This window comes from Arthrobacter terricola (genome assembly GCF_004354015.1).
Lineage (GTDB): Bacteria > Actinomycetota > Actinomycetes > Actinomycetales > Micrococcaceae > Arthrobacter > Arthrobacter terricola.
Map to the genome: position 1 here is coordinate 103,325 of NZ_SMRU01000008.1, position 26,171 is coordinate 129,495.

The window sequence follows — 26,171 nt, forward strand, 5'->3', positions numbered from 1 at the left end:
AAATCGGGGCAAACTGCTGGGAAACAAAGGCCGAAATACCTCGATTTGAGATCGGGCCGGGATGTGCTGTAGAGTCATGTCTCGGCCCGAAGAGGTATCGGGGCGTATAGCTCAGGCGGTTAGAGCGCTTCGCTGATAACGAAGAGGTCCCAGGTTCAAGTCCTGGTACGCCCACGGAACCTGCACAGGTTTTGCTCAAGATTCAGGTAACTGAATCGGAACGGGGTGCATGTGAAGAAGTTGCTCGTAGTCGCAGCGGCAGTCGCAGGCGTCCTGCTCTACAAAAAGGTGCAGGAATCCGAAGCCCGGAAAACAGTCTGGAGCAAAGCAACCGATACGGTTGACTAGCTAAGGCGCCCGGTCCGGAGATGGTAAAACCATCAACGGAACTGGGGTAGTATGGATGGGTTGCTTCTTATGGGGGCATGGCGCAATTGGTAGCGCACCTGCTTTGCAAGCAGGGGGTTCGGGGTTCGAGTCCCCGTGCCTCCACCATAAGGGAGAGTCCCGGTCAGTAATGATCGGGACTCTTTGCGTTAAGTCACGTGGCTAAGGTTGGAATGTGAACTTCATTGTTGCTGCTTTGGGCGTGCTCGGCGTCGCATCATCCGGACCCCTCATCGCAGCAACGCTGGGCGCAACGTCCGTCACGGCGCTTGCCATCGCCTTTTGGCGCAACGCCATCGCCGCCGTCGTCATGGCATCGCCGGTCCTCATCCGGGAACCGCGGCAGTTTCGCAAAATCACCCGTTACGAGTTCACGTGGTCGGCCGTTGCGGCCGTAGCGCTGGCCTTTCACTTCGCTTGCTTCATCACTGCGCTGAGCCTGACCTCCGTGGCGGCCGCTACCGCGTTGGTGTGCCTGCAATCGGCATGGATTGCCGTGTTCCAGCTTTTCCGCGGGACGAAACACCGCTGGCCCGTCTTGTTGGGCCTGGGCATCGCGCTGGGCGGCGTAGCGGCCATTACGGGCTTCGACATGGGAACTTCTCCCACAGCCCTGCTTGGCGACATCCTTGCCATCGCCGGCGGTGCGTTGGCCGGCCTCTACACCATGGCCGGAGGCAAGGCCCGCCAGAGCATGGGCGTCGGCACGTACACCACGATTTGCTACGGGATTTGCGCCGCCATTGTTGCCGTTTTGGCCCTTGCTGGCGGCCAGCCGCTCACAGGGTTCGACGCCGGAGGCTGGCTTGGGATCGCGGCCATCACCGTATGCGCGCAACTCGTGGGGCATACGGCCTTCAACCATTTGCTGGCCACCATGAGTCCCTTGCTTGTTTCGATGATCATCCTGCTCGAGATTCCAGGTGCCGCCCTTCTTGCCGGCGTGTTCCTCCACCAGACGCTGCCTGCCGGGACGTACGTGGGCCTTGCGCTCATCCTGGGCGGGCTCGCCGTCGTCGTCATTGGCCAGCGGCGCGGCAAGGCCGCCGGGAGCGGCGAGGGTTCGATCGCCGAGTTGGGAACCGACTGACGACTACTAAGCCCAGGGGGCCTACTGGCCGCCGCGGCGGGCGCCTTGGCTCGAGTTGGCCGTATGGAACGCCCTGAGCAGCTTGGCCGGGAAGTAGACCGAGAAGAACACCACCATGGGGGCCTTCAATGCCATCTTCTTGACGTTGTGCGCTTTGTAGGTCCGATCGAACCGGGTGACGTAGTAGCGGTAGTCCCGCGGCGAGTCTTCAAGGCGGCGGGCCGACATCCCTGAAACCATTTGCGGCCAGTACTGGACCCTGAGGTCGTGGTCCGCGAGGTGCAGGGACAAATCGATGTCCTCGTGCATCTCATCCTTTTCGTCCAAGCACGCCTCGTCGCGGATGGTTTCCCAAGCAGAGCGTCGAAGCGCCATGTTGGAGCCGAACAGGAAATGGTACTGGTGCTTCGCCAGGCGAAGCATCAGTTGCCGCATCTTGTCGTCGGCTTTGAGGCCGAATCGACGCATAGGCATGTCGTAATAGACCACCGGGCCTGTCGCGGCCTGCACGGAGGGGTCAGAGAACGCCTTCTGGACCTGCTCAACCCAGTCCGGCTCAAGGACGGAATCGGCGTCGATACGGCCCAAGACCTCTGAGGTGGCGCTGTTGAGGCCGAAGTTCCTTGTGGGGATGAGTCCCTGCGCCAAATCCTGCTTGAGCAGGATGATGGGGCTCTCCGGATACTCCAACTGCATCTGCTGGACGATCTGTGCAGTGTGGTCAGTGGACATGTTGTCCACGACGATGATTTCGTCCGCAGGTACCGATTGGTAGATGGCAGCGATGAGGCACTGCCGCATGACGCTTTCCTCGTTGAACGCCGGGATGACGATCGAAACGCTCGGCTTCAGGGGTGCGACAGTTGCGCTGGCAACATCTACGGAAGATCTATCGGCTAGCATCACGGACAAATCTAGCATCCGGCTTGTGTCCCCCGAGGAAGCCGCCGGTGACGCGCGGCCAAACAATTGAAGGGATCCCGGCGAACCGGAATCCCTTCAAAATTGCTTCAACGACTTTCGCCGAGGTCCTAGCCCTGCGGGGTTTCGTCCTTCGGAGCGTCGTTGTGGTTTTCGTCCTTGTGCAGGCTCGCGGCGATGTTCTTCACGGCCGTCTTGGCGTCCGTGGCTACTTTGGCCGCCGATTCGCCGGCGTCCTCGGCTACGTGCTTCGCCTTGTCAGCTACATCCTGCGCCGCGTCCGCTACCTTCACGGCGACGTCGTCGGCTTTGTCGGCAACAACCTCGGCGGTTTCCTTCACGGCTGCAGCGGCCTTTTGCGCGCCTTCAGCAGCCGTCGACGGCGTGACGGGAGACGGGGTCTTCCAAGGATCCTCCACCGGGCGGCTGGCTTTCCACGCCGCAATTCCTGCGGCAGTTGCCGCTGCGATAACCGTGAAGATCAGCAAGCCGCGCTTCTTCGGCTTTTGCGGCTTGGAGAGTTCCTTCGAGACGGCCTTGGTGGCTTCGCTGGCCGCGGCTTTCAGTTGCGCGCCCGTTGCTTGTGCTTGCTCCTGCACGGTGTGCACTACTCCCGAGTCCACCAGTTTCTGCGCAACCGCATCAACCTGGGCAGGTGCGTTTTCGAGAGCGTGGTGGACCGCGACGGACGCTTGACCGAGTTGCTCGGAAAGTTTCGGAAGATATTCCTCAACTACTTTGTCCCGGGCGTGTCCCAGCGCCGGCGTTGCTTTGTTGAGCGCTTCCTGGATCCTGGGCGAGGCGTCTTCGACGGCGTCGTGGATCTTCGGTGCGAGGTTCGCGATCCCTTCCTGGAGCCGCGGAGTCACGGTGGCGACGCCGTCGGCAAGGTTGGAGGCAGCCGACTTCAGGCCTTCCTGGAGCTTCGGCGAAGCGGTATCGATGCCGTGCTGGATTCGGGGAACAGCCCAGCTCACTGCTGCTTCGACTCGCGGCGTCGCCCAGTCTTTGGCATTCTCGACACCGTTCACTACGGTGTGTTCAAGTTCGCGGGCAATCCGGTCCGTTTTCTTCACAACTACCTCCCGATAAACATGCTCGTTTGTTGTTAGCCTACGTCGCTTGACCGGCACCGGCTATTCATCCAGGGGATTCGGGGAAGATTTCACCCATCGCGGAACCGCTGTTCCGGCCGCTTTCCGGCTGGCCGTGCATGAAACAATGGCGCTATGACCAATGCAACCGCAAAAGCAACTTTCCACACGAGCCTCGGCGACATCGTGGTTAACCTGTTCGGTAACCACGCGCCCAAGACGGTCGCTAACTTCGTTGGCCTGGCCACGGGCGAAAAGTCCTGGACCCACCCGGAAACCGGCGAAGACAAGACCGGAACCCCGCTGTACAACGGGACCATCTTCCACCGCATCATCAAGGACTTCATGATCCAGGGCGGCGATCCCCTCGGCCGCGGCATCGGCGGCCCGGGCTACAAGTTCGACGACGAGATCCACCCGGAACTGAACTTCAACGCCCCGTACAAGCTGGCCATGGCCAACGCCGGCATCCAGATGGGCAAGGGAACCAACGGTTCACAATTCTTCATCACCACGGTCAACACCGATTGGCTGTACGGCAAGCACTCCATCTTCGGCGAGGTTGCTGACGAAGAGTCGAAGAAGGTTGTTGACGCCATCGAGGCGGTTCGCACCGGCATGGGCGACCGTCCCGTCGAGGACGTCGTCATCAACAGCATCGACGTCGTCCAGCTCTGATTCCTTATAACGGGCAGCAATGAGCTACGGAATCCCGGCGGTAGAGCCGTCTGCAGGTGTCCCGGTGTGCCCCAGGCACCCGGACAGGCCTTCCTATGTGCGGTGCCAGCGCTGCGGGCGTCCGGCATGCCCGGAGTGCCAGCGGGCGGCCGCCGTCGGGTTCCAATGCATTGATTGCGTCAACGAACTGAAGCGTTCGACGCCGACGCCGCGTTCCGCCTATGGCGGCACCTTGCGGTCCGGTCGCCCTGTGGCGACGTACCTCATCATCGGACTCTGCGTCCTGGTCTACGCCCTGCAGTGGCTGATCCCCGGCGGAGTGGTGGAAAGCCAGCTCGCGTTTGCGTCAGTGTTCATGGAGCCACAGGATTTCGAGCCTTGGCGGATGCTGACCTCCGCCTTTGTGCATTCACAGGGCTTCATCCTGCACATTGGCCTGAACATGTACATGCTGTGGATTTTCGGCCAGGTTCTTGAACCCGTCCTGGGCCGCATCCGCTTCCTGGCCGTTTACTTGCTGTCCGCCATTGGCGGATCGGTGGGATTCCTGCTCCTGACACCCTTCTCGCCGCCGGTATTCGTTGAAGGTGCCTCCGGCGCGATCTTCGGCCTCTTCGGCGCCTTGCTGGTGATCCAGGCCCGCCGTGGTGGGGACACGCGGCAACTGTGGATCCTCATTGTCATCAACGGCGTCATCGGCTTCGTCATCCCGGGCATCGCGTGGCAGGCACACTTGGGTGGCCTGGTGACGGGAGCCCTTTCGGGGGCAGTCATGGCCCTCACTCCGCGTGGTCCCCGGCAAGCCGTGCTCCAGACGGCCGGCATGGTCATCGTCGCCGTGCTTTTAGTTGCGGTAACTGCCCTGCGGATAACCGCTAGCTAGCTCCCCGTGGCCCCATCAGGGCCAGTCCCTTGCGCCCGCTGTCTGCAGCGGGCGCATTTTTTCTCCCCGCATTTCGCGCTGGACATGCTCCGCTGCCCGCACGCGGGCCCTGCATCCCGTCTGCCAAGGCCTTTTCCAAGTGTTTTCCACAACTGTTATCCACAGTGTGAGTAACTTACAGGCATGTAGTTCATGCCTAGGATCCGGTTTTCGCCCGGAATTTCAGGACTTTGGGTCCTTCTGTGGATTAACGTCCACACCTGTGGATAACTTTTGCTCACACGCCTGTTGGTAAGTGGATAAGGCGTCACATTTTCGGTGCTGTGTGGATAACTTCGGCATCAGCTGCGGCTGAACTGCTATATCAACAGAGTTATCAACACTGTTAATAACTCACATGTGTGTAGTTCCCGTCTACCGATCCCCGTCCAGGGCCCGCCGTTCCGCCGGAGTACCGACGATTGACCACACCTTTTCCCCAACTGTGGATAACTTGTGGGTAGGCGCCTGTTGTTAAGTGTGTAACTGGCTTAGGCAGCGACTTGTTCAGCCCTGTGGGCAACAGCTTGCGGCCGCCGGGCGGCGTCGCTGATCCGCAGCAAGAGCGCCACGATGATCCAGTTGGCGAGCAGGGAGGAACCGCCTGCGGAAAGGAACGGTGTGGTGAGTCCCGTGAGGGGAATGAGGCGGGTAACGCCGCCAATGATGATGAAGCACTGAAGGGCCATGGAGAAGGACAACCCACAGGCAAGGAGCTTCCCGAAGGCATCCCGGATGCCCAACGCGGCCCGGAAGCCGCGGGTGAACAGCAGAAGATACAGCAAGACAATGGCGAACAGCCCCACCAGGCCGAGCTCTTCACCCATGGACGCGATGATCATGTCGCTGTTGGCGAACGGAACAAGGTCGGGGCTTCCGAGGCCCAGCCCCTTGCCGATGAGTCCGCCGTCGGCCATGCCGAAAAGGCCTTGGACGATCTGGGCGCTGCCACCAGGGAAACGGGTGAAGACTTGTGGATCGAAGGCGTTCGCCCAAGCGTCGATACGTAGGCCCACGTGGGAGAAGATCTTCGCCGCGGCGTATCCGCCTAAAACAATCAGCACGAGCCCCAGGACCAGCCAGCTGGCGCGGCTCGTGGCCACATAGATCATCACCAGGAACAAGCCGAAGAGCAGGATCGACATACCGAGATCGTGCTGGAAGACCAGCACCGCAACACTCGCCGCCCAGGCAGTGATCATCGGACCGGTGTCCTTGACGCGCGGAAATTGCAGGCGGCCGAACTTCCGTCCCGCCAGGAGGATCAAGTCGCGGTTGGACGACAAATACCCTGCGAAGAAGATGGCCAGCGTGATTTTGACGATCTCGCCCGGCTGGAATTGCAGGGGTCCAAGGCGAATCCAGACATTCGCGCCATTGATGTCGCCGGCGGATATCCCGGGGACGAGGGGAAGGATGAGAAGGGCGCCGCTGACCGCAAGCGAAATGAAGGTGTACCTGCGAAGGATCCGGTGATCCTTCAACAGCCATAGGACGGTGCCGGCTACCAATACCGAGACGATGGTCCACGTCATTTGGTTAGTGCCGGCCGAGCTACCTGTGGAGGCATCGAGCCGCCGGATCATCGCTATGCCAAGGCCGTTCAGTGCGACGACAATCGGGAGGATCACCGGATCCGCGTACCGTGCCCGGAACCGCAGGACAATGTGGAAAGCCGCTGCCAACGCCGTCAAGGTCGCGGACTGGATCCAAAACCCGGCGTCCACGGCTTGCTTCTTGTCCACATTGGTCATGGCAAGTGCTCCGATGCCCACACCAAGCGCCAGTATCAGCAGCACCAACTCCACGTTCCGGCGGGGCTTCGCCTCAACGGCTTGCTGGCTCATCGTGGTCCTCTTTCATGGAATTCAGGCAGGCAGGGCCCATCCTTGGCTCAGTGGGCCATGATAGACCCCCAATCTGGACGTGGCCGGGAAGGAAGCTTCGCGGTGGTCGGCCAAGCCCGAATTGAAGTTCTCAATCCCTGCGCGATGAACTCTCCATGAACCTGCGGACACTATCCACAGCGTTGTTCACATTGGGTATAACTACACACCCGTGGGGGATAAGGCACCCTTCCACTTCAACGCCGGGGATTTCCTCCCCAACTCCGTGGATGTCCACATGAATTGTCCACACCTGTGGATAAAGTTACGCACTTCTGTGGACAGGGTGTGGGGACACCTCAGGTCCAGACGCCCGAGCTGCCACGGCGATGGCTGTCCACGAAATGGGTGTCGATGATGCCGATGGCTTCCATCAACGCATACATGGTGGTGGGACCTACGAATGCGAAGCCCTTCTTCCGGAGGGCTTTGGAAAGCGCGACCGACTCCGGCGACTGGGTGGCGAGATCGGCGAAAGTCAGCGGTTCCGGCGTTGAATCCGGCTGGAAGGACCAGACAAAATCCACCAATCCGCCCTCGCTGCGCAAGGCAATGGTCGCCTTCGCGTTAGTGATCGCAGCGCGGATCTTGAGGCGGTTGCGCACGATTCCCGGGTCGAGCATGAGCCGTTCCACATCTGCCTCGGAGAATGCAGCGACGCTGTCCGGATGGAAGTCCAGGAAGGCGGTCCGGAAGGCTTCCCGCTTGCGCAAGATGGTTGCCCATGAAAGTCCGGCCTGGAATCCTTCGAGGCTGATGCGCTCGTAGAGGCCTTGTTCGTCGCGCACCGGCATGCCCCACTCATGGTCGTAGTACTCACGCATGAGCGGATCGGTGGACGCCCAAGGCGGCCTGGCAAGCCCGTCATCTCCGATGATGGCGCCGTTCTCGGACGGGGTCATTGATTCCTCCACGGGGTCAGGGCTTCGTCCACCGGTTCAGGGCTTCGGACAGGGGTGGTGTTGATATTGTGCCTCGGCCCTACGACATTCCAGTGACCCGCATCGTGATGTTGATCCGGCCTCCGGGTAATCCACAGCCCTCAGGAGCCGTACCCGGAAGCACTTTCGTGACGCCATGGAACGCGAAACGGGAGGCGCCGCCGAATACGAACAAGTCACCCGAAGACAATTCGACGTCCGTGTACGGCTTGTTGCGGGTCGCCGTGTTCCCAAACCGGAAGACGCAACTGTCCCCGATGCTGAGTGACACTACCGGCGCCCGGGACTTTTCGTCCTTGTCCTGATGCATGCCCATCTTCGCGGCATCGTCGTAGAAATTCACAAGGGCCGTGTCCGGAGCGTAGTTCGCCGCTTCGCCTTCGTCTCCGTACGCCTCGAAAAGCGCCTTGCGTCCCAGCCTCACCATCCAGTCGGGAAAGTCCAGGACCCTCCGGCCGTTGACGTCGAAGGCCTCGCGTGTGTACATGTACGGTTGCCAATGCCAGCCCAAGCAAACAGTTCGGACGGACATCGGGTGCCCGCCGGGCAGCATAGCTGCCCGCAGCGGGACCGGACCTTGGGTCCACTCGACGAAACGGGCAGCGATCCACCGTTGCTGCTCAAGGCTCAGCCAGCCCGGGACATGGACCGCGCCGGGAGCGATGACGCGTGGTCCGGCGTCGTCCGCTTCAGGGACCTCAAGCGGAAACAACGGTTCCATCCACTCCGAACTCATGCTGCCTCGAGCTCAAGCAGGGTGCGTTTGGCATCGATCCCGCCAAGGTAGTTTCCCAGCGAGCCGTCGGATTTGACCACCCGGTGGCAAGGCACGATCACCGGCAGCGGGTTGGTGGCACACGCCGTGCCGACGGCGCGCACTGCCCGTGGACTTCCGGTGGCGAGGGCGACTTCCGCGTAGCTTTCGGTTCTTCCGTATGCGATGTGCGGCAAGTGCTGCAGGACGCTTAGGCGGAATCCACGCGAGAGGCTGAGATCCAGAGGCAAGTCGAACAGTCGGCGTTTTCCGGCAAAGTACTCGTCCAGTTCGCGGGCCGCCGGATCCAGCCGGGCCGCGGACCGCAGGATCCGCGGACTGAGCTTCTCCGCGAGGCGCTGCAACACGGCGTCGTGGTCTTCCGCGGCGAATGCGACCCGCACCATTCCGCGTTCCGTTGCGGCGAGCAGCAACGGACCAAGCGGCGAGTCTACTGTCCGGTAGGCGATATCGAGGGTGTGCTCGCCGGCGGCGGCCGTCGCCAGGCGATCGTGGAGGCGGGACATGACAGCTGGATCCTCCGGATCCAGGGAACTGAGGAGCGCCGCGATCTCCGCGTCGCTATGGTCGAGGGTCATCGGGAACCGTCCTTCAAGGAATTGTCGACAAGGAGGGACCGCAAGGCCTTGACGCCGTCGGCACCCGCCCGGCGCGCGGCCTCGGGAGTTCCGCCAAGGAGCGCGGCGACCTCTTTATAAGGGAGCCCGCCGAAGTAGTGGTACGCGACGGCCTGGCGCTGTTTCGGCGGGAGGTGCCCGACGGCGTCGAGCACCTCCGGGTGGCCGTCGCCCGGGATGCCCAATCCGGACGGGCGCACTGGCAGCTCGTCGACAGGAAGGGGCCGGCGGTTCCGGGCCCGCAGGATATCGATCGATTTTCGATGGGCGATGGTGACGAGCCAGGCTTGGACGTCGGCGTCAACCGGAAGCTCCGGGTAAGCCTTCAACGCCGAAAGGAAGGTCTCCGACCAGCCATCCTCGGCGTCGTGGGCGCCAAGCAGCGCACGGCACACGCGCAAAACCGTAGGCCCGTGATCCTTCACGAGCACCTCGAACGGCTTCTTGCGCTCCATCAGAAAAGCTTGCTTTCCTTTGCGGCCGCGGGCTCCTCTAGCTCCAGGAGGAACCGCTTGTTCTTGAGGCCGCCCGCATAGCCAGTGAGCCGCCCGTCGTGCCCGACCACCCGGTGGCAGGGTATGACGATGCTCAGCGGATTGCGGCCCACGGCAGAGCCGACTGCTTGGGAAAGGTTGCGGTCGCCGAGTTCCTTGGCCAGTTCGCCGTAACTGACGGTTTCCCCATACGGAATGCTTTCAAGGCGCGACCAGACCTTCTCCTGGAACGGATTGCCGGACGCCTTGTAGGGGACGTCGAACGCCGTCCTTTGGCCGTCGAGGTATTCGTTAAGCTCTAAGGCGGCTTGCCGGAAGACGGGGTCGTCGGCGCCGGTGGGCTCGCCGAAGAATTCCGGAGGCGGCATATGCCAGTGACCTTCGAAGAAAATCCCCGTCAGCAGTTCACCCTGGGCTGTCAGCGTCAGCCGGCCCAAGGGCGAATCAATGGTGGTGTGCCTGGTACTCATGCCTAGTAGACGATCCAGGCGGCCGAAATGTGAGCCCGTCTCTGAGGAACGTTCCTAGGAACGCCAGCGAGTGGTCATTAGGAAGCCGACGATTGCGACTCCGAAGCCCGCCACGATGTTCCAGGACTGCCATGCCGGAATGGGCAGTTGGCCGCTGGTGATGTAGTACGTGATGATCCACAACAGACCGATGATCATGAGGCCGAACATGACCGGCTTGTACCAAACCGGGTTCGGCTTGTACTGGTGAGTTGTTGTTGCCTCGTTGGGACGGGGGGTCCTCTTGCGGGGCTTCGACTCGGGCACGGATCCTCCTTGGCCGGCTGAATGAAAGGCCGCGTCGGCTTGATATCCTGCAGGAAGGAAAATTCCAGCGGTCTCGGCGCGGCAATTCCGGGTTCGTACTAGCACTCAAGTCTAGCGGGATTTCGGCGGCGGCTCGTCGTCGGACGTCCGCGCCGGTGAAGAGGAGATCCAGTGGCGCAGCAGCAGACGGAGCACGCCGCTGCCGTGCCCGACGACGGCAATGGGACGGGTGCCGGAGGTTCCGGGCGGCGGCGCTCGGCACGGCGGAAGAAAAACCGGACCACTGGCGACGTCGTGCGCAAGGTGGTCCAGGTTTTTGGCGAACTCCTCCTCACCGCGGGCCTCGTGCTATTGCTCTTCGTCGCGTATGAGCTGTGGTGGACCAACGTCGAAGCCGATGCGAAGCAGAGCCAGGCCATTCAAGGGTTCGCCAAGGACTTCGCGGGTCCTGTCACTCCGCCCGCCCCCACCACAGCAAGTGCTCCCGACTACGGAAAGCCTGTGGTTGCGCCTGCCCCTGCGCACGGCGGCATGATCGGCATTATGTATATTCCCCGTTTCGGAGCGGACTATTCCCGGCCCATCATGGAGGGAACCGGCTCCGACATCCTGGACACCCTGGGTCTTGGCCACTATCCAAGCACCAGCATGCCCGGTGCGCCCGGGAACTTCGCGGTCGCGGGACACCGGCAGACGCACGGAGCCGTGCTGGACAACATCCACCTGCTGGTTCCCGGGGACAAGATCTACGTACAAACCCAGGACGGCTATTACACGTACGTCTTCCGTAACAACGAGATCGTGTTGCCTTCCCGGACCGACGTCCTCCTACCCGTCCCCACCCAGCCGGGAGCGACGCCAACTGAAAGCTACCTCACTATGACCAGCTGCAATCCGCGCTTCGGCGCCCAGGAACGAATCATCGCGTATTCGCTGCTGGAGAGCTGGCAACCTGCGTCGGCAGGCCCTCCGCAGGAGATCGCCAAGCAGGTCGCCAAGACGCAGGGAAAGGGCTAGGCAATGTACGGCTGGATTTTCAAGCACCTTCCCGGGCCCTTGTGGGTGCGGATCCTGACCTCAGCGGCACTCGTGGCGTGCGCGCTCGTCCTGATGGTTCAGTTCCTGTTCCCTTGGATGTCACATTTCACCACTTTCACCGACTCAACGATTGGTTCAGCAAAGCAGCCATGAGCACAACAAAAATCCTCGTCGTGGACAACTACGACAGCTTCGTTTACACCTTGGTGGGCTACTTGCAGGAGCTCGGCGCGGAAACCACCGTGGTCCGGAACGACGACGTGACCCTCGCTGAAGCTATCGAGCTGGCTGACGTCCGCGACGGCGTCCTGATCTCTCCCGGCCCGGGTACTCCTGCCGAAGCCGGTGTCTGCATCGAACTCATCAAATGGTGCGGAGAAAACAATAAGCCGATGTTCGGTGTGTGCCTGGGACACCAGGCGTTGGCGGAAGCCTATGGCGGAACCGTGACGCACGCGCCTGAGCTGATGCACGGAAAGACCTCGCCGGTGGAACACCAGGGCAAGAGCGTCTTCGCCGGGCTTCCCTCGCCGGTGACGGCTACCCGGTACCACTCGCTGGCCGCCGTACGGGACACGATCCCCGATGTCCTGGAAATCACCGCCGAAACAGCCGGTGGAGTGGTCATGGGCCTGCAGCACCGCACCGCCCCCTTGTGCGGGGTTCAGTTCCACCCCGAATCGGTGCTAACCGAAGGCGGGTACCTGATGTTGGGCAACTGGCTGGAGTCGCTCGGCATGTCCGGCGCCGCCGCCCGTGCGGCTACGCTCAGCCCGCTGATCCAACGCTAGAGGCGCTAACGGCCAGCGCTGGGGGCGCCGGCCGTCCGCTACCAGGGCGGTTAGCCTCCGCCTGAGCCACCGCCACGCCCGCCGCCGTGCGTGTCAGTTGGCGTCGGCGTCGGAGTGGGGGTCGGCGTCGGGGCAGGTGCCTTGGAAACCACCACGTTGATGGTCTTGCCTTGCTCCACCAAGGACTTGAAAGCATCGCTCTGGTTGGTCACCGTTCCAGGTGCCACCTGCGAGTTTTCCTGCTCGGTGACCGCAATCACCAGCCCGTTGTCCTTGAGCAAGGCCGTCGCGTCCGCGACGCTCAAGCCGACAAGCTGCGGTACGGACACTTTCCCGGTGGAGACCACCAGATCGACGGTGCTGCCGGTTGCCACCACGGCCCCGGAAGCCGGCTTGGTGCTGATAACGGAACCGGCCGGAACCGTGGGACTGTTAGCCAAGGTGCTTGATCCGCCGACAAGTCCTGCCTGGCGCAGGAGATCGCGGGCGGCTGCCTCAGTAAGTCCGTTGATGCTCGCCGGTATGGTCACGGAAGCCGGCCCGCTCGAAACATTGAGGATGACGTGCGAATTCTGTGCCACCTGCGTGCCCACGCCCGGGTCCGTACTGATGACGTTCCCTTTGGCGACGGTATCGTTCGGAACTGTCCGTGACTCGGGGCTGAGGCTCGCACTGTACAGCGCTTGCAAGGCCATGGCCTCGCTCATGCCGGCTACCTGGGGTATTGCGACCGTGGGCGGAGGCGCGGGCTTCTGGTTGACCGTGACGTAGAGCCAGAGTCCGCCGCCGGCCAGGACCAGAAGCGTGAGGATGACCAGTACTGCAGCCCACGCACGACGGCGGGACTTCTGCCGGGCGGTCCGCTCGCGTTCAGGGGTGAAACCAAGCGGCATGCCGCCGTCGGGCTCTGGTTCTTGATCGCTGGCCGGGTAGTCCAGAACGGTGTCCTGGTCCCGCGGACCGGACGGGTGCGCGATCATGGTGGCGTCGGCGCCGTCGAAGAATTCGGCGCCCGCCAAACCACGACCCAATTCACTTTCGGGAATCAGCTGGGTGGCGTTGTCGGCCATTTGTCCGTCCTGGCCTGTTCCGATTGCCGGTACTGCGATGCCGTTCTTGGCAGCGCGCAAGGCACGGCGGAAGGCGGCAGCGTCCTGGAAACGGTCGGCGCGATCCTTCTGCAGGCCCTTGGCGAGGACGCTGTCCAGCGCCTCGGAAACCCCTGGGTTGAAGGTACTGGCCGCTTCAGGAATTTCGCGAACGTGCTGGTAAGCGACAGAGACAGGGCTGTCGCCGGTGAACGGTGGCCGCGACGTGAGCATTTCGAACAGCAAGCAGGCCGCCGAATAGAGGTCGCTGCGGGCGTCCACGGTTTCACCCCGGGCTTGCTCGGGCGAAAGGTATTGCGCTGTCCCCACCACGGCCTGGGTCTGGGTCATGGTCGCCGCCGAATCCGCGATGGCCCGGGCAATGCCGAAGTCCATTACCTTGACGGCATATGTGTCAATGGAGACCATGACGTTGGCCGGCTTGATGTCGCGGTGGACGATCCCGGCCTTGTGGCTGTACTCCAAGGCCCCGAGGACGCCAAGGGTGAGCTCGATGGATTGGTCGATGTCCAGTTCATTAGCCCGGATCAAGTCCCGGAGGGTACGTCCGGAAACAAATTCCATGACGATGTACGGGACGCGGACGTCATCGCCGGGACCACCGGACATCGTGTACTCGCCGGTGTCATAGATGGCCACGATCGATGAATGGTTCAGGGCGGCCACCGCTTGGGCTTCCCGCTTGAACCGGGCATGGAACTGGGGATCGCGGGCGAGGTCGGCACGGAGCAGCTTCACCGCAACCGTCCGGCCGAGCAGGGTGTCGGTGCCTTTATAGACATCCGCCATTCCGCCACGGCCGAGCAGTTCACCGAGTTCGTACCGCCCGTTGAGGACGCGCTGGTTTGTCATGGGGGTGCTGTCCTCTCTATGGGCAGGGGTGGAACGTCCGCTTGGCATAATGACCTACTTGCTGGGCGAGGGAGACGCGCCCGACTTGGACAGGTGGTACGTCACAACCGAACCGGCAGCCACTTTCTGGCCCGCGGCGGGGTCGGAACTGACGAACGTTCCGGGGGCCTGTCCCGTTGCTCCGTCGACGGTGCTGCCCGTGACCCAACGCAAGCCGGCGCCTTCAATCGCTGCTTGAACTTGTGATTCGGTGGCACCGGTGCCGATGGTCGGCACGGTGATCATCTGTGGACCCTTCGAGTAGCTCACATCGATCGTTGTTCCCGGGGTCACGGGACCGGAGGGGTTGATGTCGATGACCGTGCCCGCCGGGGAAGGATCGAATACCGGCACGCCGTTGACCACGAGGCCCAGCGCGTTGAGGTCCGACCGCACTTTGTCGTACGGCTGGCCCTTGTACTGCGCCGGAATCAGGTTGATGGCTTCCGGAGTGGTCTCTGTGGGCGTCGGGCTCTGCGAAGTGGCGGTGGGTGTCGGTGTTTCCGACGTCGGTGGCGCACTCGACACCGTCTGCGGCGGCGTCGTCGAGATGGTCGTCGCCGGGCTGCTCGGAGAGAACAGTCCCGATTGGGACAAGAGGATGCCGACCAACGCGAAGAGCAGCAGGATGATCAAGGCCACGAGCGGCCAAGTCCACGGACTGCGCTTCTTGCGCGGAGGTTCCGGCTGGTACTCCTCTTCCCGGACATACTGCTCGTGCTCGTCAGCTTGTTCCAGGCTGCGTTCGGCGGCCAAGGCGTTGGCCCTGGCAAGGGCGTTCCCGCCCTCGCCTGCCGCTCCAGCTGCCGCCGCGCCGGCCGCCGCCGCGCCGACCACCGGAAGGGCCGACGTCGACGTCGTCCGCGATTCCCGGCCGTACGGCGAGGAGACGACGCCCGTCGGGGCGGTGGTGATGCCCGTCGGGGCGGTGATGGGACCGGTGGCGGATTCGAAGAGCAACATGCCCGGTACGGCGGCGTGCGCAGCGGCGATATCGCCTTCACGGATGGCTTCGGCCGCTTCCGTGAGCTTGATGGAGTCCGCGGGACGGTTCTTGGGATCCTTTGCGAGCATGGACATGAGGAGCGCGCGCACCGGCGTCGGAAGGCTCTCGGGCAATGGCGGCGGCGCATCGTTTACTTGGGCCAAGGCGATGGCGATCTGGGATTCGCCGGAGAACGGACGGTGTCCCGTGAGGCACTCGTAGCCGATCACACCGAGGGAATAGATGTCCGACGAGCCCGTGGCGGTCTGGCCGGTTGCTTGTTCCGGAGCCAGGTACTGCGCAGTGCCCATGACCTGGCCGGTTTGCGTAAGCGGAACCTGGTCGGCGAGGCGTGCGATGCCGAAGTCGGTGACCTTGACGCGGAAATCCGGGGTGATCAGCAGGTTGCCCGGCTTGATGTCGCGGTGCACAAGGCCTTGGGCGTGCGCAGGGGCAAGCGCCCGTGCGGTCTGCGAAATGATGGAGAGGGTACGGTCCGGCGACAGGACGTGTTCCCGCTCCAGGATGCTGCTCAAAGGCTGTCCTGGTACCAGTTCCATGACCAGATAGGCGGAGCCGTCTTCCTCGCCGTAGTCGAAGACGTTGGCGATTCCCACGTGGTTGAGCAACGCAGTGTGGCGGGCCTCGGCGCGGAAACGCTGGAGGAATCCGGGATCCCCGGTGTATTCCTCCTTGAGCACCTTGATGGCGACGATCCGGCCAAGGATCTGGTCCTTCGCGCGCCAGACCTCTCCCATGCCGCCAATCGCAATACGACTGGTCAGCTGGAACCTGCCGCCGAGGGTGATTCCTGACGTAGGTCTCACTTGTTCAACACCGCCTCAAAAATCTTCTTCGCGTTCGGACTGGTTAGCTTTGCGCCGGTGAATACGTCAACGTTCTGCATGACGATGGTGACGGCCACTTGCGGGTCATTGGCCGGGGCGAACCCGGTAAACCATGAGTTGTTCAAACCGGAATCCCCCAGTTGTGCTGTTCCGGTCTTTCCAGCCACGTCGACGCCGGGAATTGCGGCGCCGCTGGCGATACCCTTCGATACGACGTCGGTCATCCACTCTGTGATCTGCTTGGCGATATCGGGCGATGTGGAAGTCCGCAAAGTTTCAGGCTTGGGTTCGCTGATGACCCGCAGGTCCGGAGCCCGGACCGTCTTGATGAGCTCTGGCTTCATTTGCACGCCGTTGTTGGCGATTGCGTCCGTCATCATAGCGATCTGGAGCGGTGTTGCCTTGACGTCGCGTTGTCCGACCGCCGACTGGGCGAGGGCGGCCTGGTCAAGGTTCGTGGGGAAGACGCTGACCGCGGACTGGAGCTTGAGCTGGTCGCCGAAGTCCTGTCCGAAGCCGAACTTGCTGGCTTGGTCGGCGATGGCCTTCTGGCCGAGGTCCAAGGCGATGCTGGCGAACGGCGTGTTGCAGGATTGCTCCAAGGCAAATGCGAAGTCCGCGGTGCTACGGACAGAGCAGTTTCCGCCGGCATAGTTCGGCAGTGAGGCGCTGGAACCGGGCAGCGGGAGGCTGTCCGGGTTGGGCAGCACGCTGTCCTTGTTGTACTTTCCCGAGTTGAGGGCAGCTGCGGTGTCCACCAGCTTGAACACCGAGCCGGGAGCCAGCAAGGCGCCAGTTGGTCCGCTCACGGACTGGTTCAGGTTGATGCCGGGAACCTGGTTGAGCTGCTCGTAGCTGGCCTTTTCCTTGGCGGGATCGTGGGTGGCGATCAGGTTGGGATCGTAGGACGGCTTGGAGACCATGGCGATGATGGCGCCGGTCTTCGGGTTGGTCACAACGATCGAGCCTTGTTGGCCGTCCGGAATGAGATCGTAGGCGAGTTTCTGGATCGCCGGATCGATGGTCAGTTCCACGGAGGCGCCCTTCGGCTGGCTGCCGAGGAAGATCTGGCTTACGCGATCAAGGAACAGTTGGTCCGAACTGCCGGCCAGTTCGTCCCTGAGTTGCTGCTCGAGTCCGGTGGAACCGTATGACCGCGAGAAGTATCCCGTGATGCCGGCGTAGAGCTCCGGCTGGCTGTACTGGCGCTGGAACTTGCAAGACTCGTCACCCGGCACGGATTCGGCGATCGGCTTTCCGCCCACGATGATGGCACCGCGGTCATTGCAGTAATTGGCCAGGACGGCACGCTGGTTCCACGGATTGTCGTTGAGGTCGCCGGCGCCGATGACCTGGACATAGCTGATGGCGCCGAAGAGTAGGGCGAACATGGCAACTGCGGCCATCCACGAATTGCGTATGGAATGGTTCACGGGGTCTTCACCGCCAAGGTCGGGGCATGGGTAATGGGCGTTGTGTCCACAGGTCCGCGTGCGGTGTGGGAGATCATCAGCAGCAAGCCAACAATGATCCAGTTCGCAAGCAGCGAGGAACCGCCAGCGGCCAGGAACGGAGTAGTGAGTCCTGTGAGGGGGATGAGGCGCGTTACTCCACCGACCACCACGAAGCATTGGAGCGCAATGGCGAAGGAAAGACCGCAAGCGAGGAGCTTGCCAAAGGCATCACGCGTGCCGAGCGCTGCCCGGAACCCGCGCGTGAAGAGCATCAGGTAGAGCAGCACCACGGCGAAGAGCCCGATCAAGCCAAGTTCTTCACCAATGAGCGCAATGATCATGTCGCTGTTGGCAAAAGGCACGAGGTCCGGCCGTCCTTGGCCAAGACCGGTGCCGACCAGTCCGCCGTCGGCCATGCCGAAGAGCCCTTGGACGATCTGGGCGCTGCCACCGGGGAAACGTCCGAAGACTTCCGGGGTGAAAGCGTTCCACCAGCTGTCGAGGCGAAAGGCGACGTGCGCGAAGGCCTTCGATGCCAGGAACCCGCCACCCACGATCAGCGCGAGTCCGATGACCACCCAGCTGATGCGGCTCGTCGCCACGTAGATCATGACGATGAACAGCCCGAAGAACAGGACGGAAGTACCGAGGTCCCGCTGGAAAACGAGGATTCCGATGCTCACGAGCCACGCCGTGATCATGGGTCCAAGGTCCTTGAAGCGCGGAAACTGCATTGGGCCGACCTTCCGGCCGACAAGCAGGATCAAGTCCCGATTGGAGGAAAGATACCCGGCAAAGAATATAGCCAGCGTGATCTTTGCGACCTCGCCCGGTTGGAAAGTCATGGGACCGATCCGGATCCACACGCTCGCCCCTAGTACCTCACCCGCGGAAATTCCCGGAACCAGCGGCAGCACCAGGAGAACCGCACTGGCTGCCAGGGAAATAAACGTGAAGCGCCGGATGACCCGGTGATCCTTTAAGAGCCAGATCACTGCGATTGCTACTGCCATGGCCAGCAAAGTCCAGCGCAATTGGTTGTTTCCGGTGTCCTCGCCCGGCTGGTCCATGCGGTGGATGAGTGCAAGGCCGAGTCCGTTCAGGGCGACCACGATCGGAAGCATAACCGGATCGGCATATTTTGCGCGGAAGCGGAGGACCAGGTGGAACGCCAGCGCAGCCACTACCAGGAGGCTCGACTGGAACCAGAAATCGCCGTCGAAGGCTGCGGGGCTGTTGAGGCCGACCATCGAGCTGGCACCGATTCCTACCGCCAAGGCAAGGATCAGCAGGACGAGTTCAACATTCCGGCGCGGCTTGGGCATTGCCAGGTTCTCGATCATCGCGTCCCTCCGCACGTGGGGACTGGCGTGGACGTCGGAGAGGACGTGGGTGCGGCGGAAGGTGCCGGGCTTGGCGCCGCGCTCGTCGCGGACGGGCTTGGGCTCGGCACACCCGTGTTTGTGGGGCAGGGCGTGGGAAGTCCTGTAGTGCCGTTGTTCTGGAGGCTCTTCACGATTTGCTGGGCATCGGCGAGATCGCGAGCTGCAACCGTCTGCCGAACGCTTTGCTGCGTGTATTCCGGCAACGAGTCCATGCGGATGTTGGTGACCGTCTGCACTTTCGATAGCTGGAACGGGCCGAGGCTCTGCGAAATACCGTTGTAAATCGCCACGTGCTGGTCAAACTCTCCAACGTAGTAGCGCGTCTGGGTCCAGGCATAGCCGACCCACAGCCCGGCAACGACGAAGATGGCCAGCACCGCCGCGATGGCCAGCGTCAACCAACGCCGCTTCCGTGTGGGCACCGGTTGGAATTCCAGGCGGTCCTGTTCGGCTTTGTGCGTCAGGACGGTCGCGGCGCGACGGGCAACACTGCGCCCGGCGATCGTGGGGATCGATCCGGTCTCTGCAGCGGTTGCGGCAGCGCCGACCAATTCGTGCGGGCGGCTCGCGAGTTCTTCCCGGAGGATCTCGGCCGATAGATGCTCCCCGAGGTGGGGGTCAGTGGCTGTCGGGGGCTCTGCTGATCCGTTGGCTTTCGCGGCATCGCCGGTAGCCGCCGCACCAGATGTGGAAGCTCCTGCCGCAGAACCTGGTGCGGATGCGCCGGGAAGCCGGGTTCCGGCGTCGGGCGCTTTTAAATCCGGTTCCGCGGCTGGCGGGCGCGTCCTCGCCTCGCGGCCCCGCGGAAGCTTCGGTGCGGCGCCCTTATCGTGAATTGGTTTGGCGACCGGGGCCGGGTGGAGGGTCTCGGGCGCTTCCGGGGAAACGACGTCGACGGCGGCGGTGGTGAGGTCGTCCGCCGTCTCTTCCACGATTTCCAGGAGCACCACGGTGACGTTGTCCGGCGCGCCGTTGGCGAGTGTCAGCTCAATCAGCAGCTCGGCGCATTCGGCAAGATCCCGGGTCTCGCGGACTACTTGCTCCACAACGGGACCCTGCACATAGTTGAGTCCATCGGAGCAGAGGAGCCAACGTTCGCCGACCTCGACCTCGAGGGCGTCCAGGTCCAGCTCCGGGCTCGCGTCGACGTCCCCCAGGACACGCATGAGCACGTTCTTGTGGGGGTGGGTTTCGGCTTCCTCGGGACGCAGCCGGCCTTCGTCGATCAGCCGCTGGACAAAGGTGTGGTCCACGCTGATCTGTTCGAATTTGCCGTTGCGCAGGCGGTACGCCCGGGAATCGCCGATGTGGGCGAAGTGGAGCTGCTTTCCTTCGAGCAACAACGCCGTGACGGTGGTGCCCATCCCCGCGAGCTTCGGGTCAACGTGGACAAGCTCGGAAAGGAGGGAGTTGGCAGTCTGGATCTCATCCGCGAGGACAGTTTCGGCGCCATCCGGATAGGTATCGTGATCGAGGTGGATCATGTCCAGCACTGTGGAAGCCGAGGCGACGTCGCCGCCGGCGTGGCCGCCCATGCCGTCCGCGACCACGGCAAGATGCTTCCCTGCGTAGGCGGAGTCGTCGTTCTTCGAGCGGATACGCCCGACGTCGGACCGCGCGGCATAGCGCATGATCAGGGGTTTCTCCGGAGGCAAGGCATTGCCTTCGGTCGTTTGGGGGGAAGCCACCGGCTACGGCCTCAATTCGATGACCGTCTTGCCGATCCTCACGGGGACGCCAAGCTCCACCGGCAGGGCGCGGGTCAACTGCTGGTCGGCGAGGTAGGTGCCGTTCGTCGAGCCGAGGTCCTCGATGAACCAGCGGCTGCCCTGCGGGAACAAGCGTGCGTGGCGTCCGGAGGCATAGTCGTCTTCAAGGACCAGCGTGGCCTCTTGGGCGCGGCCCAGGAGGATCGGGCTGGCGGCCAAGGGAACCGAGGTTCCCTTCAGCGGACCTTCGACGACGACGAGCTGGTGCGCCTGCTGCTTCACGGGCTGCGGTGGCGCGGGCGCGAGTTCCGGGTGCTTGCGGACTTCCCGTGCGGTAGGAGTTCCCATGGCGGCCTTCCGGCCAATCACGAGATCGCGGCGCATGGTGGAAACGATGCTGAAGATCAGGACCCACAACAAGAGCAGGAAGCCGAAGCGGAGGGCAGTGATGGTGAGTTCGCTGATGTCGCTCACGGGCGCCCGCCGGAGGGCAAGGAGAGAAGTCTAAAAATGATCTTGGTCCGTCCCATGCTGATGGTGGATCCGTCGGTCAATTCGACGCTGCCATTCACCCTGTGGCCGTTGACGTAGCTTCCGTTGGTTGAACCGAGGTCGACGGCGCGGATGACGCCGGACACCGTCTGGATTTCCAAGTGCTTGCGTGACACGCCGGTATCGTCCACCAGGATGTCTGCTTCAGAAGACCTGCCAAGCACGATTGATGGCGCATTGAGGGAATACCTCTGTCCACCAATGTCCAGGACCGGCTGGAGCCGGGTAGGTTCACGGCTGGGCGCAGCGGGAATGGTCGGCCGCGGCGGCGGTGGGGGTGTGGCGTCACTCGATTTCGAGGTGCTTGACGTGATCTCGAAGTGGCCTTCGCGCTGGGCGTCGTCGTGCCGGAAGGAAATGCGCACCGGGCCTTGCAGCGTGTAGCCCTGGCTGCGCACATGCTGGATGACGACGTCGCACAACTCCTCGGCCAGGGGAGTTCCCCACTCCTGGGCGCGGCCGAAGTCTTGATCGCTGAGGAGGACCTCGAAAACGTTGGGGGCCAAGGTCCGGCCGGCGGCGATGGTGATGGACTGATGGTCCAGTTCCCGCCGCAACCTGCTTGCAATCTCCACCGGCTCTACGCGGGCCCGCGATCCGGTGGAGAAGACGCCGCGGACGGCCTTTTCGATGTTGCGTTCAACTCTGTCGAGCAAGCCCATGGTCCTTCTCCTTCCATTTCATTGACCGTCCACAATGAGAAGCCGGGGTGAATCCCCGCGTTGGCCAAAGCATGCGCGTGGAGGCTGTCCTCAATCCCGATACTACTTGGCAACACTGTGAATGGCCTTATTCCACAACGCCCGGCACTCGGGAAAAGTTCGCTCGTGCGGATCGTTCGATCGGAGATTTCGCGGGATTCGGGAGCGTGGCGCTGGCCCGGTGACCAGCCGGGATTCAAGGATTTTTTCGTGCCCTGACCGGTCGATTGGTGTTTTCAAGTAATTGTCCGTTATGCTTGATCTCGCTGCTTTCGCAGGGGTCAAGCCCTTGACGGAAGAAGTTGCGCGCGAGTGGCGGAACGGCAGACGCGCTGGCTTCAGGTGCCAGTATCCGAAAGGGTGTGGGGGTTCAAATCCCCCCTCGCGCACGCAATCGAAAAAGAACCCCGGTCTTTGAGGCCGGGGTTCTTTGCTTTTAACTAGCCACCCCCCTTCGGTTCCTGACCCCTTTTGCCGCGCTCCGGCGTCGAAATGGCGTGTTGGAAGCGCCTTCTGAAGCCAAAGAGGGTCAAGAACGCGAGGCAGTGCCGAGCGCGGAAGCCGACAACTACGCCCGCAGCGCTCCAAGGCCCGCGATCAGGGCATCCAAACCCATGCTGAATGCGAGGTCCGAAGGGTAGTTGTCCGTTTGGGGACCCAGGCTTCGGACCGCCGAGGTGAAGTGCGGCGTCGATTCGGCCAGCTTGCCGGAGTCGAAGATGTCCGCAGGCGCATTGGCGTCGAAGGCGGCACCGAAAATGTAGGCTTCGAGCGCCACGATGCTCGGGATGATTTGTTGTTCCGGGAACCCGGCCCGCAGGAATCCCTCCGTGACAGCTTCATACATGGCGAGGGTCTGCGGGGCGTCGGTGACCGGGAGGACCGCGATCACGGAGATCAATGGAGTGTGCTTCGCGAAGATGCCCCGGTAGGAGTAGGCCCACTGGCGTACTGCGTCTTCCCACGGCAATGTACTGAAACCCCCGAAGTCCACCTTGGACATGAGGTCCTCTTCAACCAGTTTGAGGACCTCGTCCTTGGAAGACACGTGGTTGTAGAGGGCTGAGGGTGCGACGCCGAGGGAACGGGCAAGCGCGGCCATGGTGAGGCCGTCGTAGCCTTTCTTGCTGATCAGTTCCAGCGCCGCGGCGGTGATTCCGTCCTGGTCCAGGATCGCAGCCATGGGTCGGCCTGCCCTGCGGCGCGTTTTGGTTTCGCCGGGAGCGGGGGAGGGTGCGGGCATTGCGGACCTTTCATGTGGCTTGTCCCAGCATTATTCCATTGGGGTCTTCACAGCCACGGCTAATCCAGTTACAGTGGAGATAAATGAACGTCATTCATTTATTGGTCCGCCAATGGAGGCGGCCCCAGAAAGGACATCATGTTGAACCTTGATCGCGACGTCGTCATTGTTGGTGCCGGCCCCTCCGGACTGACTGCAGCACGCGAACTGAAGAAGGCCGGACTCAGCGTCGCCGTGCTCGAAGCCCGCGATCGCGTCGGTGGCCGCACGTGGACGGACACCATCGACGGCGCCATGCTCGAAATCGGCGGCCAGTGGGTCTCCCCGGACCAGACCGCCCTCATGGACCTCCTGGACGAGCTCGGCCTGAAAATGTACTCCCGCTACCGCGATGGCGAATCCGTATACATGGGAGCTGACGGCAGCCGCATTCGCTACACCGGCGCTTCCTTCCCCGTCAGTGAAACCACGGCGGCTGAGATGGACAAGCTCACGGAGATCCTGGACGGCCTCGCTGCGGAGATCGGCGCCGAGGAGCCCTGGGCACACCCAAAGGCCCGCGAGCTCGACACCATTTCCTTCCACCACTGGCTTCGCCGGAACTCCACGGACGAGGAAGCCTGCAACAACATCGGCCTCTTCATCGCAGGCGGCATGCTGACTAAGCCGGCCCACGCGTTCTCGGCCCTCCAGGCAGTGCTGATGGCGGCCTCGGCTGGTTCCTTCTCCAACCTCACGGACGAAGACTTCATCCTGGACAAGCGCGTCATCGGTGGCATGCAGCAGGTTTCCTTGCTGATCGCAGCGGAACTCGGTGACGACGTCGTACTTAACAGCCCGGTGCGCACCATCAACTGGCAGGAAGACGGTGAAGGCGGCCACCGCGTCAGCGTCGAGTCCGAGCGCGCAACCGTCAACGCCCGCTTCGTCATCATGGCGGTCCCGCCGAACCTGTACTCGCGAGTGTCCTTCAACCCGCCGCTCCCGCGCCGCCAGCACCAGATGCACCAGCACCAGTCGTTGGGCCTGGTCATCAAGGTCCACGCCGTCTATGACACCCCGTTCTGGCGCGAAGACGGCCTGTCCGGCACCGCTTTCGGCGCTGACGCCCTGGTCCAGGAGGTCTACGACAACACCAACTATGGCGATACCCGCGGCACGTTGGTGGGCTTCGTCTCGGACGAAAAGGCGGACGCCGTCTTCGAACTGAGCGCCGAAGACCGCAAGAAGGCCATCCTTGAGTCGATCGCAGGATTCCTCGGCGAGAAGGCCCTGGATGCGGAGGTCTACTACGAGTCCGACTGGGGTTCCGAAGAATGGACCCGCGGTGCCTACGCGGCCAGCTACGACCTCGGCGGCCTGCACCGCTACGGCAAGGACCAGCACGCCAACGTCGGACCGATTTACTGGTCGTCCTCGGACCTGGCGGCTGAAGGCTACCAGCACGTTGATGGTGCGGTCCGCATGGGCCGGGCGACGGCGGCCCGGATCGTGACGGCGAACAACCTCGTGTCTCCGGTACCGGTCGCCTAGCATTTCACGATTGAGGTCCCGCTCCTTTCCTCGTCGGAAAGGAGCGGGACCTCAGCTTTTAACGGGTCTAACGCGCCAGCCCGGCCTGGACTCCCGCGGCTGCCTCCGCAGCCACCATCGCGGCGGCCAGTTGCTCGACGGCGCGTGGATAGTCGGTTCCGGGGGTGGAGCGGCAGCGTTCGGCCTCTTGGAGGGCGCGAACCAACGCCGCGGTCTGTGGAACCCGGGCGTCGCACATCTCCGGAAAATCGATGCTCTTGCCGGGATCCAGCTCATATTCCTGCCAACGCGCCACGAGGGCGTCGTGTTGCGCAGCCGTCCGCGCGAACCCTGGCCGGTTCTCCGGCCTGTTCCGGCGTATCTCTTCGAGTTTCCGGCCACCGGAGAAGGCCGCCACGGCTGCGGCGACGGCGAGGGCAAGCAATAAGAGCCCGACGGCGGGTGAAGCCAAAGCGGGGATCAGAACCGCCGGGACAATCACCACGAGCCCGGCGAAAGTGTTCCAGAAGAGGGCGTCCGGTTCCGTGACGGCTCCGCTGACCGCTTCCGGATCGTCGAGTTCCTGCCGCTGAAGATCCCGACCATGGAGGACGAGCGCCCCGGGCGAGCTGCCGGCGTCGGAGTTTGCTTCTGCAAGGCCCTTGCGGAGCATTTGGACCGTCAGCGCGACCGCGCACGTCAGCAGTAAAGCCCACAGCCCGATCTCCCAGGCCGTCAGCTGGATTCCAGGCGTGGCGGACACCGGACCACCTCCAAGCGAGTGCGTACCGCTCTCAGATTCAGTATGCGCCGCGAAAAGCCTGGAGGCGAGTGCTCCGCTAGGGGCTAGCCGCGGCCGCGATTGGCCGCGGCGTTCGCTTTGGCTTCCTTCGCGGCGGCTTTCTTGGCCGCCTCTTCCTTAATGCGCTTGGCTTCGGAGCGGACGGCCGCGTGGGTGGCACGCTCGACGACGAGCCACTGCGGCGGATTCGCCAGCAATTCCGAGATCTGCGCAGTTGTAAGGGGATCGGTGATGCCGCCACGGGCGAGGCCGCCAATGGAGATGTTCAGCTTCTGGGCAACGACGGGACGCGGGTGCGGGCCTGTCCTGCGAAGTTCGGCGAGCCACTCGGGCGCGTTCGCCTGCAGTTCCGCGAATTCGGCGCGTGTAATGGCGGAATCCTGGAACTCCTGGGGTGTGGCAGGCAGGTAGATACCCAGTTTCTTGGCAGCGGTGGCCGGCTTCATGGACTGGGAGTTTGCTGAGGTCATGGTTCAAGGGTATCCGCCGCATTCACAGACCAGCCGACAAGCCGCGGGCCCCGTCGCCCGAGGATGCTCGGTCACATACTGTTTTGCGGAGCTTTGACAG

At 62.9% G+C, this 26,171-nt stretch carries 26 protein-coding genes and 3 tRNA genes; 10 read left to right on the plus strand and 19 right to left on the minus strand.

All coding sequences use genetic code 11. The features are described 5' to 3' along the window. The first annotated feature begins 100 nt into the window (after window positions 1-100). The 4 genes from E1809_RS08455 to E1809_RS08465 all read left to right on the plus strand — a co-directional run bounded on the left by E1809_RS08455 (window position 101) and on the right by E1809_RS08465 (window position 1,477). Window positions 101-174, plus strand: a tRNA-Ile gene (locus E1809_RS08455). Between the two features lie 57 nt (window positions 175-231). After that, a complete protein-coding gene (locus tag E1809_RS27370) occupies window positions 232-348 on the plus strand; it encodes a DLW-39 family protein (RefSeq protein ID WP_215279579.1) in 117 nt (38 codons plus the stop codon). Between the two features lie 71 nt (window positions 349-419). Next, window positions 420-495, plus strand: a tRNA-Ala gene (locus E1809_RS08460). A 67-nt stretch (window positions 496-562) separates the two neighbouring features. Next, window positions 563-1,477: a DMT family transporter gene (locus tag E1809_RS08465; RefSeq protein WP_133203786.1), complete on the plus strand. Its 915-nt coding sequence runs from the start codon at window positions 563-565 to the stop codon at window positions 1,475-1,477. Window positions 1,478-1,498: 21 nt separating this feature from the next. On the opposite strand, the gene E1809_RS08470 is transcribed toward E1809_RS08465, so the two are convergent. Both E1809_RS08470 and E1809_RS08475 read right to left on the minus strand, forming a co-directional pair. Beyond that, window positions 1,499-2,380 (minus strand): glycosyltransferase, encoded by an 882-nt coding sequence (locus E1809_RS08470; protein WP_133203867.1) that lies wholly within the window; start codon window positions 2,378-2,380, stop codon window positions 1,499-1,501. A gap of 128 nt (window positions 2,381-2,508) precedes the next feature. Then, complete coding sequence (locus E1809_RS08475) at window positions 2,509-3,474, minus strand: hypothetical protein (RefSeq protein WP_133203787.1); 966 nt, start codon at window positions 3,472-3,474, stop codon at window positions 2,509-2,511. 153 nt (window positions 3,475-3,627) lie between these two features. On the opposite strand from E1809_RS08475, the gene E1809_RS08480 reads away from it, so the two are divergent. After that, the gene (locus E1809_RS08480; protein WP_133203788.1) at window positions 3,628-4,170 is read left to right on the plus strand and encodes a peptidylprolyl isomerase; all 543 of its coding nucleotides are present in this window, start codon (window positions 3,628-3,630) and stop codon (window positions 4,168-4,170) included. A gap of 19 nt (window positions 4,171-4,189) precedes the next feature. Further along, window positions 4,190-5,053, plus strand: a complete 864-nt coding sequence (locus E1809_RS08485) for a rhomboid family intramembrane serine protease (protein ID WP_133203789.1) — start codon at window positions 4,190-4,192, stop codon at window positions 5,051-5,053. A gap of 530 nt (window positions 5,054-5,583) precedes the next feature. Here the strand turns inward: E1809_RS08485 and E1809_RS08490 are convergent. The 7 genes from E1809_RS08490 to E1809_RS08520 all read right to left on the minus strand — a co-directional run bounded on the left by E1809_RS08490 (window position 5,584) and on the right by E1809_RS08520 (window position 10,581). Beyond that, complete coding sequence (locus E1809_RS08490) at window positions 5,584-6,939, minus strand: FtsW/RodA/SpoVE family cell cycle protein (RefSeq protein ID WP_133203790.1); 1,356 nt, start codon at window positions 6,937-6,939, stop codon at window positions 5,584-5,586. Between the two features lie 338 nt (window positions 6,940-7,277). Further along, entirely contained in the window at window positions 7,278-7,880 is a 603-nt protein-coding gene (locus tag E1809_RS08495) for a DNA-3-methyladenine glycosylase I (RefSeq protein WP_133203791.1), read from the minus strand. 79 nt (window positions 7,881-7,959) lie between these two features. Continuing rightward, window positions 7,960-8,640: an alpha-ketoglutarate-dependent dioxygenase AlkB family protein gene (locus tag E1809_RS08500; RefSeq protein ID WP_374102684.1), complete on the minus strand. Its 681-nt coding sequence runs from the start codon at window positions 8,638-8,640 to the stop codon at window positions 7,960-7,962. 11 nt (window positions 8,641-8,651) lie between these two features. Beyond that, complete coding sequence (locus tag E1809_RS08505) at window positions 8,652-9,272, minus strand: methylated-DNA--[protein]-cysteine S-methyltransferase (RefSeq protein ID WP_133203793.1); 621 nt, start codon at window positions 9,270-9,272, stop codon at window positions 8,652-8,654. Further along, window positions 9,269-9,766: an RNA polymerase sigma factor gene (locus tag E1809_RS08510; protein WP_133203794.1), complete on the minus strand. Its 498-nt coding sequence runs from the start codon at window positions 9,764-9,766 to the stop codon at window positions 9,269-9,271. Before E1809_RS08510 ends, E1809_RS08505 begins: the two co-directional genes overlap by 4 nt. Continuing rightward, window positions 9,766-10,275, minus strand: coding sequence for a methylated-DNA--[protein]-cysteine S-methyltransferase (locus E1809_RS08515; protein ID WP_133203795.1), 510 nt, complete (start codon window positions 10,273-10,275; stop codon window positions 9,766-9,768). The genes E1809_RS08510 and E1809_RS08515 overlap by 1 nt, the downstream gene beginning before the upstream one ends. 54 nt (window positions 10,276-10,329) lie before the next feature. Further along, entirely contained in the window at window positions 10,330-10,581 is a 252-nt protein-coding gene (locus E1809_RS08520) for a cell division protein CrgA (RefSeq protein ID WP_133203796.1), read from the minus strand. Window positions 10,582-10,875: 294 nt separating this feature from the next. Between E1809_RS08520 and E1809_RS08525 the strand changes: the two genes are divergently transcribed. Together E1809_RS08525 and E1809_RS08530 are read left to right on the plus strand one after the other, a co-directional pair. Then, on the plus strand, window positions 10,876-11,598 hold the full coding sequence (locus tag E1809_RS08525; protein WP_235835522.1) for a class E sortase: 723 nt from the start codon (window positions 10,876-10,878) through the stop codon (window positions 11,596-11,598). A gap of 170 nt (window positions 11,599-11,768) precedes the next feature. Beyond that, window positions 11,769-12,410: an aminodeoxychorismate/anthranilate synthase component II gene (locus tag E1809_RS08530; RefSeq protein ID WP_133203798.1), complete on the plus strand. Its 642-nt coding sequence runs from the start codon at window positions 11,769-11,771 to the stop codon at window positions 12,408-12,410. 50 nt (window positions 12,411-12,460) lie between these two features. On the opposite strand, the gene pknB is transcribed toward E1809_RS08530, so the two are convergent. The 7 genes from pknB to E1809_RS08565 are packed head-to-tail and all read right to left on the minus strand — an operon-like array spanning window position 12,461 to window position 22,005. Further along, entirely contained in the window at window positions 12,461-14,371 is a 1,911-nt protein-coding gene (pknB, locus tag E1809_RS08535) for a Stk1 family PASTA domain-containing Ser/Thr kinase (RefSeq protein WP_133203799.1), read from the minus strand. A gap of 54 nt (window positions 14,372-14,425) precedes the next feature. After that, window positions 14,426-16,222 carry a protein kinase domain-containing protein gene (locus tag E1809_RS08540; protein ID WP_133203800.1) on the minus strand — a complete coding sequence of 599 codons (1,797 nt, stop codon included), beginning with the start codon at window positions 16,220-16,222 and terminating at the stop codon, window positions 14,426-14,428. After that, window positions 16,219-17,676: a penicillin-binding transpeptidase domain-containing protein gene (locus E1809_RS08545; protein WP_133203801.1), complete on the minus strand. Its 1,458-nt coding sequence runs from the start codon at window positions 17,674-17,676 to the stop codon at window positions 16,219-16,221. The genes E1809_RS08540 and E1809_RS08545 overlap by 4 nt, the downstream gene beginning before the upstream one ends. Continuing rightward, window positions 17,673-19,040, minus strand: coding sequence for an FtsW/RodA/SpoVE family cell cycle protein (locus E1809_RS08550; RefSeq protein ID WP_133203802.1), 1,368 nt, complete (start codon window positions 19,038-19,040; stop codon window positions 17,673-17,675). The genes E1809_RS08545 and E1809_RS08550 overlap by 4 nt, the downstream gene beginning before the upstream one ends. Then, the gene (locus E1809_RS08555) at window positions 19,037-20,770 is read right to left on the minus strand and encodes a PP2C family protein-serine/threonine phosphatase (protein WP_374102679.1); all 1,734 of its coding nucleotides are present in this window, start codon (window positions 20,768-20,770) and stop codon (window positions 19,037-19,039) included. Before E1809_RS08555 ends, E1809_RS08550 begins: the two co-directional genes overlap by 4 nt. A gap of 3 nt (window positions 20,771-20,773) precedes the next feature. After that, window positions 20,774-21,256 (minus strand): FHA domain-containing protein FhaB/FipA, encoded by a 483-nt coding sequence (locus tag E1809_RS08560; protein ID WP_133203869.1) that lies wholly within the window; start codon window positions 21,254-21,256, stop codon window positions 20,774-20,776. Window positions 21,257-21,261: 5 nt separating this feature from the next. Then, window positions 21,262-22,005 (minus strand): FhaA domain-containing protein, encoded by a 744-nt coding sequence (locus E1809_RS08565; RefSeq protein WP_133203803.1) that lies wholly within the window; start codon window positions 22,003-22,005, stop codon window positions 21,262-21,264. Window positions 22,006-22,350: 345 nt separating this feature from the next. Here E1809_RS08565 and E1809_RS08570 point away from each other — a divergent pair. Further along, window positions 22,351-22,433: transfer RNA gene (locus tag E1809_RS08570), tRNA-Leu, on the plus strand. A 179-nt stretch (window positions 22,434-22,612) separates the two neighbouring features. Here the strand turns inward: E1809_RS08570 and E1809_RS08575 are convergent. Next, complete coding sequence (locus tag E1809_RS08575; RefSeq protein WP_133203804.1) at window positions 22,613-23,287, minus strand: TetR/AcrR family transcriptional regulator; 675 nt, start codon at window positions 23,285-23,287, stop codon at window positions 22,613-22,615. 138 nt (window positions 23,288-23,425) lie between these two features. On the opposite strand from E1809_RS08575, the gene E1809_RS08580 reads away from it, so the two are divergent. After that, window positions 23,426-24,820, plus strand: coding sequence for a flavin monoamine oxidase family protein (locus E1809_RS08580; protein WP_133203805.1), 1,395 nt, complete (start codon window positions 23,426-23,428; stop codon window positions 24,818-24,820). A 67-nt stretch (window positions 24,821-24,887) separates the two neighbouring features. Here the strand turns inward: E1809_RS08580 and E1809_RS08585 are convergent, their stop codons facing one another. Continuing rightward, entirely contained in the window at window positions 24,888-25,562 is a 675-nt protein-coding gene (locus tag E1809_RS08585; RefSeq protein ID WP_133203806.1) for a hypothetical protein, read from the minus strand. A gap of 83 nt (window positions 25,563-25,645) precedes the next feature. Then, window positions 25,646-26,071: a DUF5997 family protein gene (locus tag E1809_RS08590; protein ID WP_133203807.1), complete on the minus strand. Its 426-nt coding sequence runs from the start codon at window positions 26,069-26,071 to the stop codon at window positions 25,646-25,648. Window positions 26,072-26,171 lie beyond the last annotated feature (100 nt).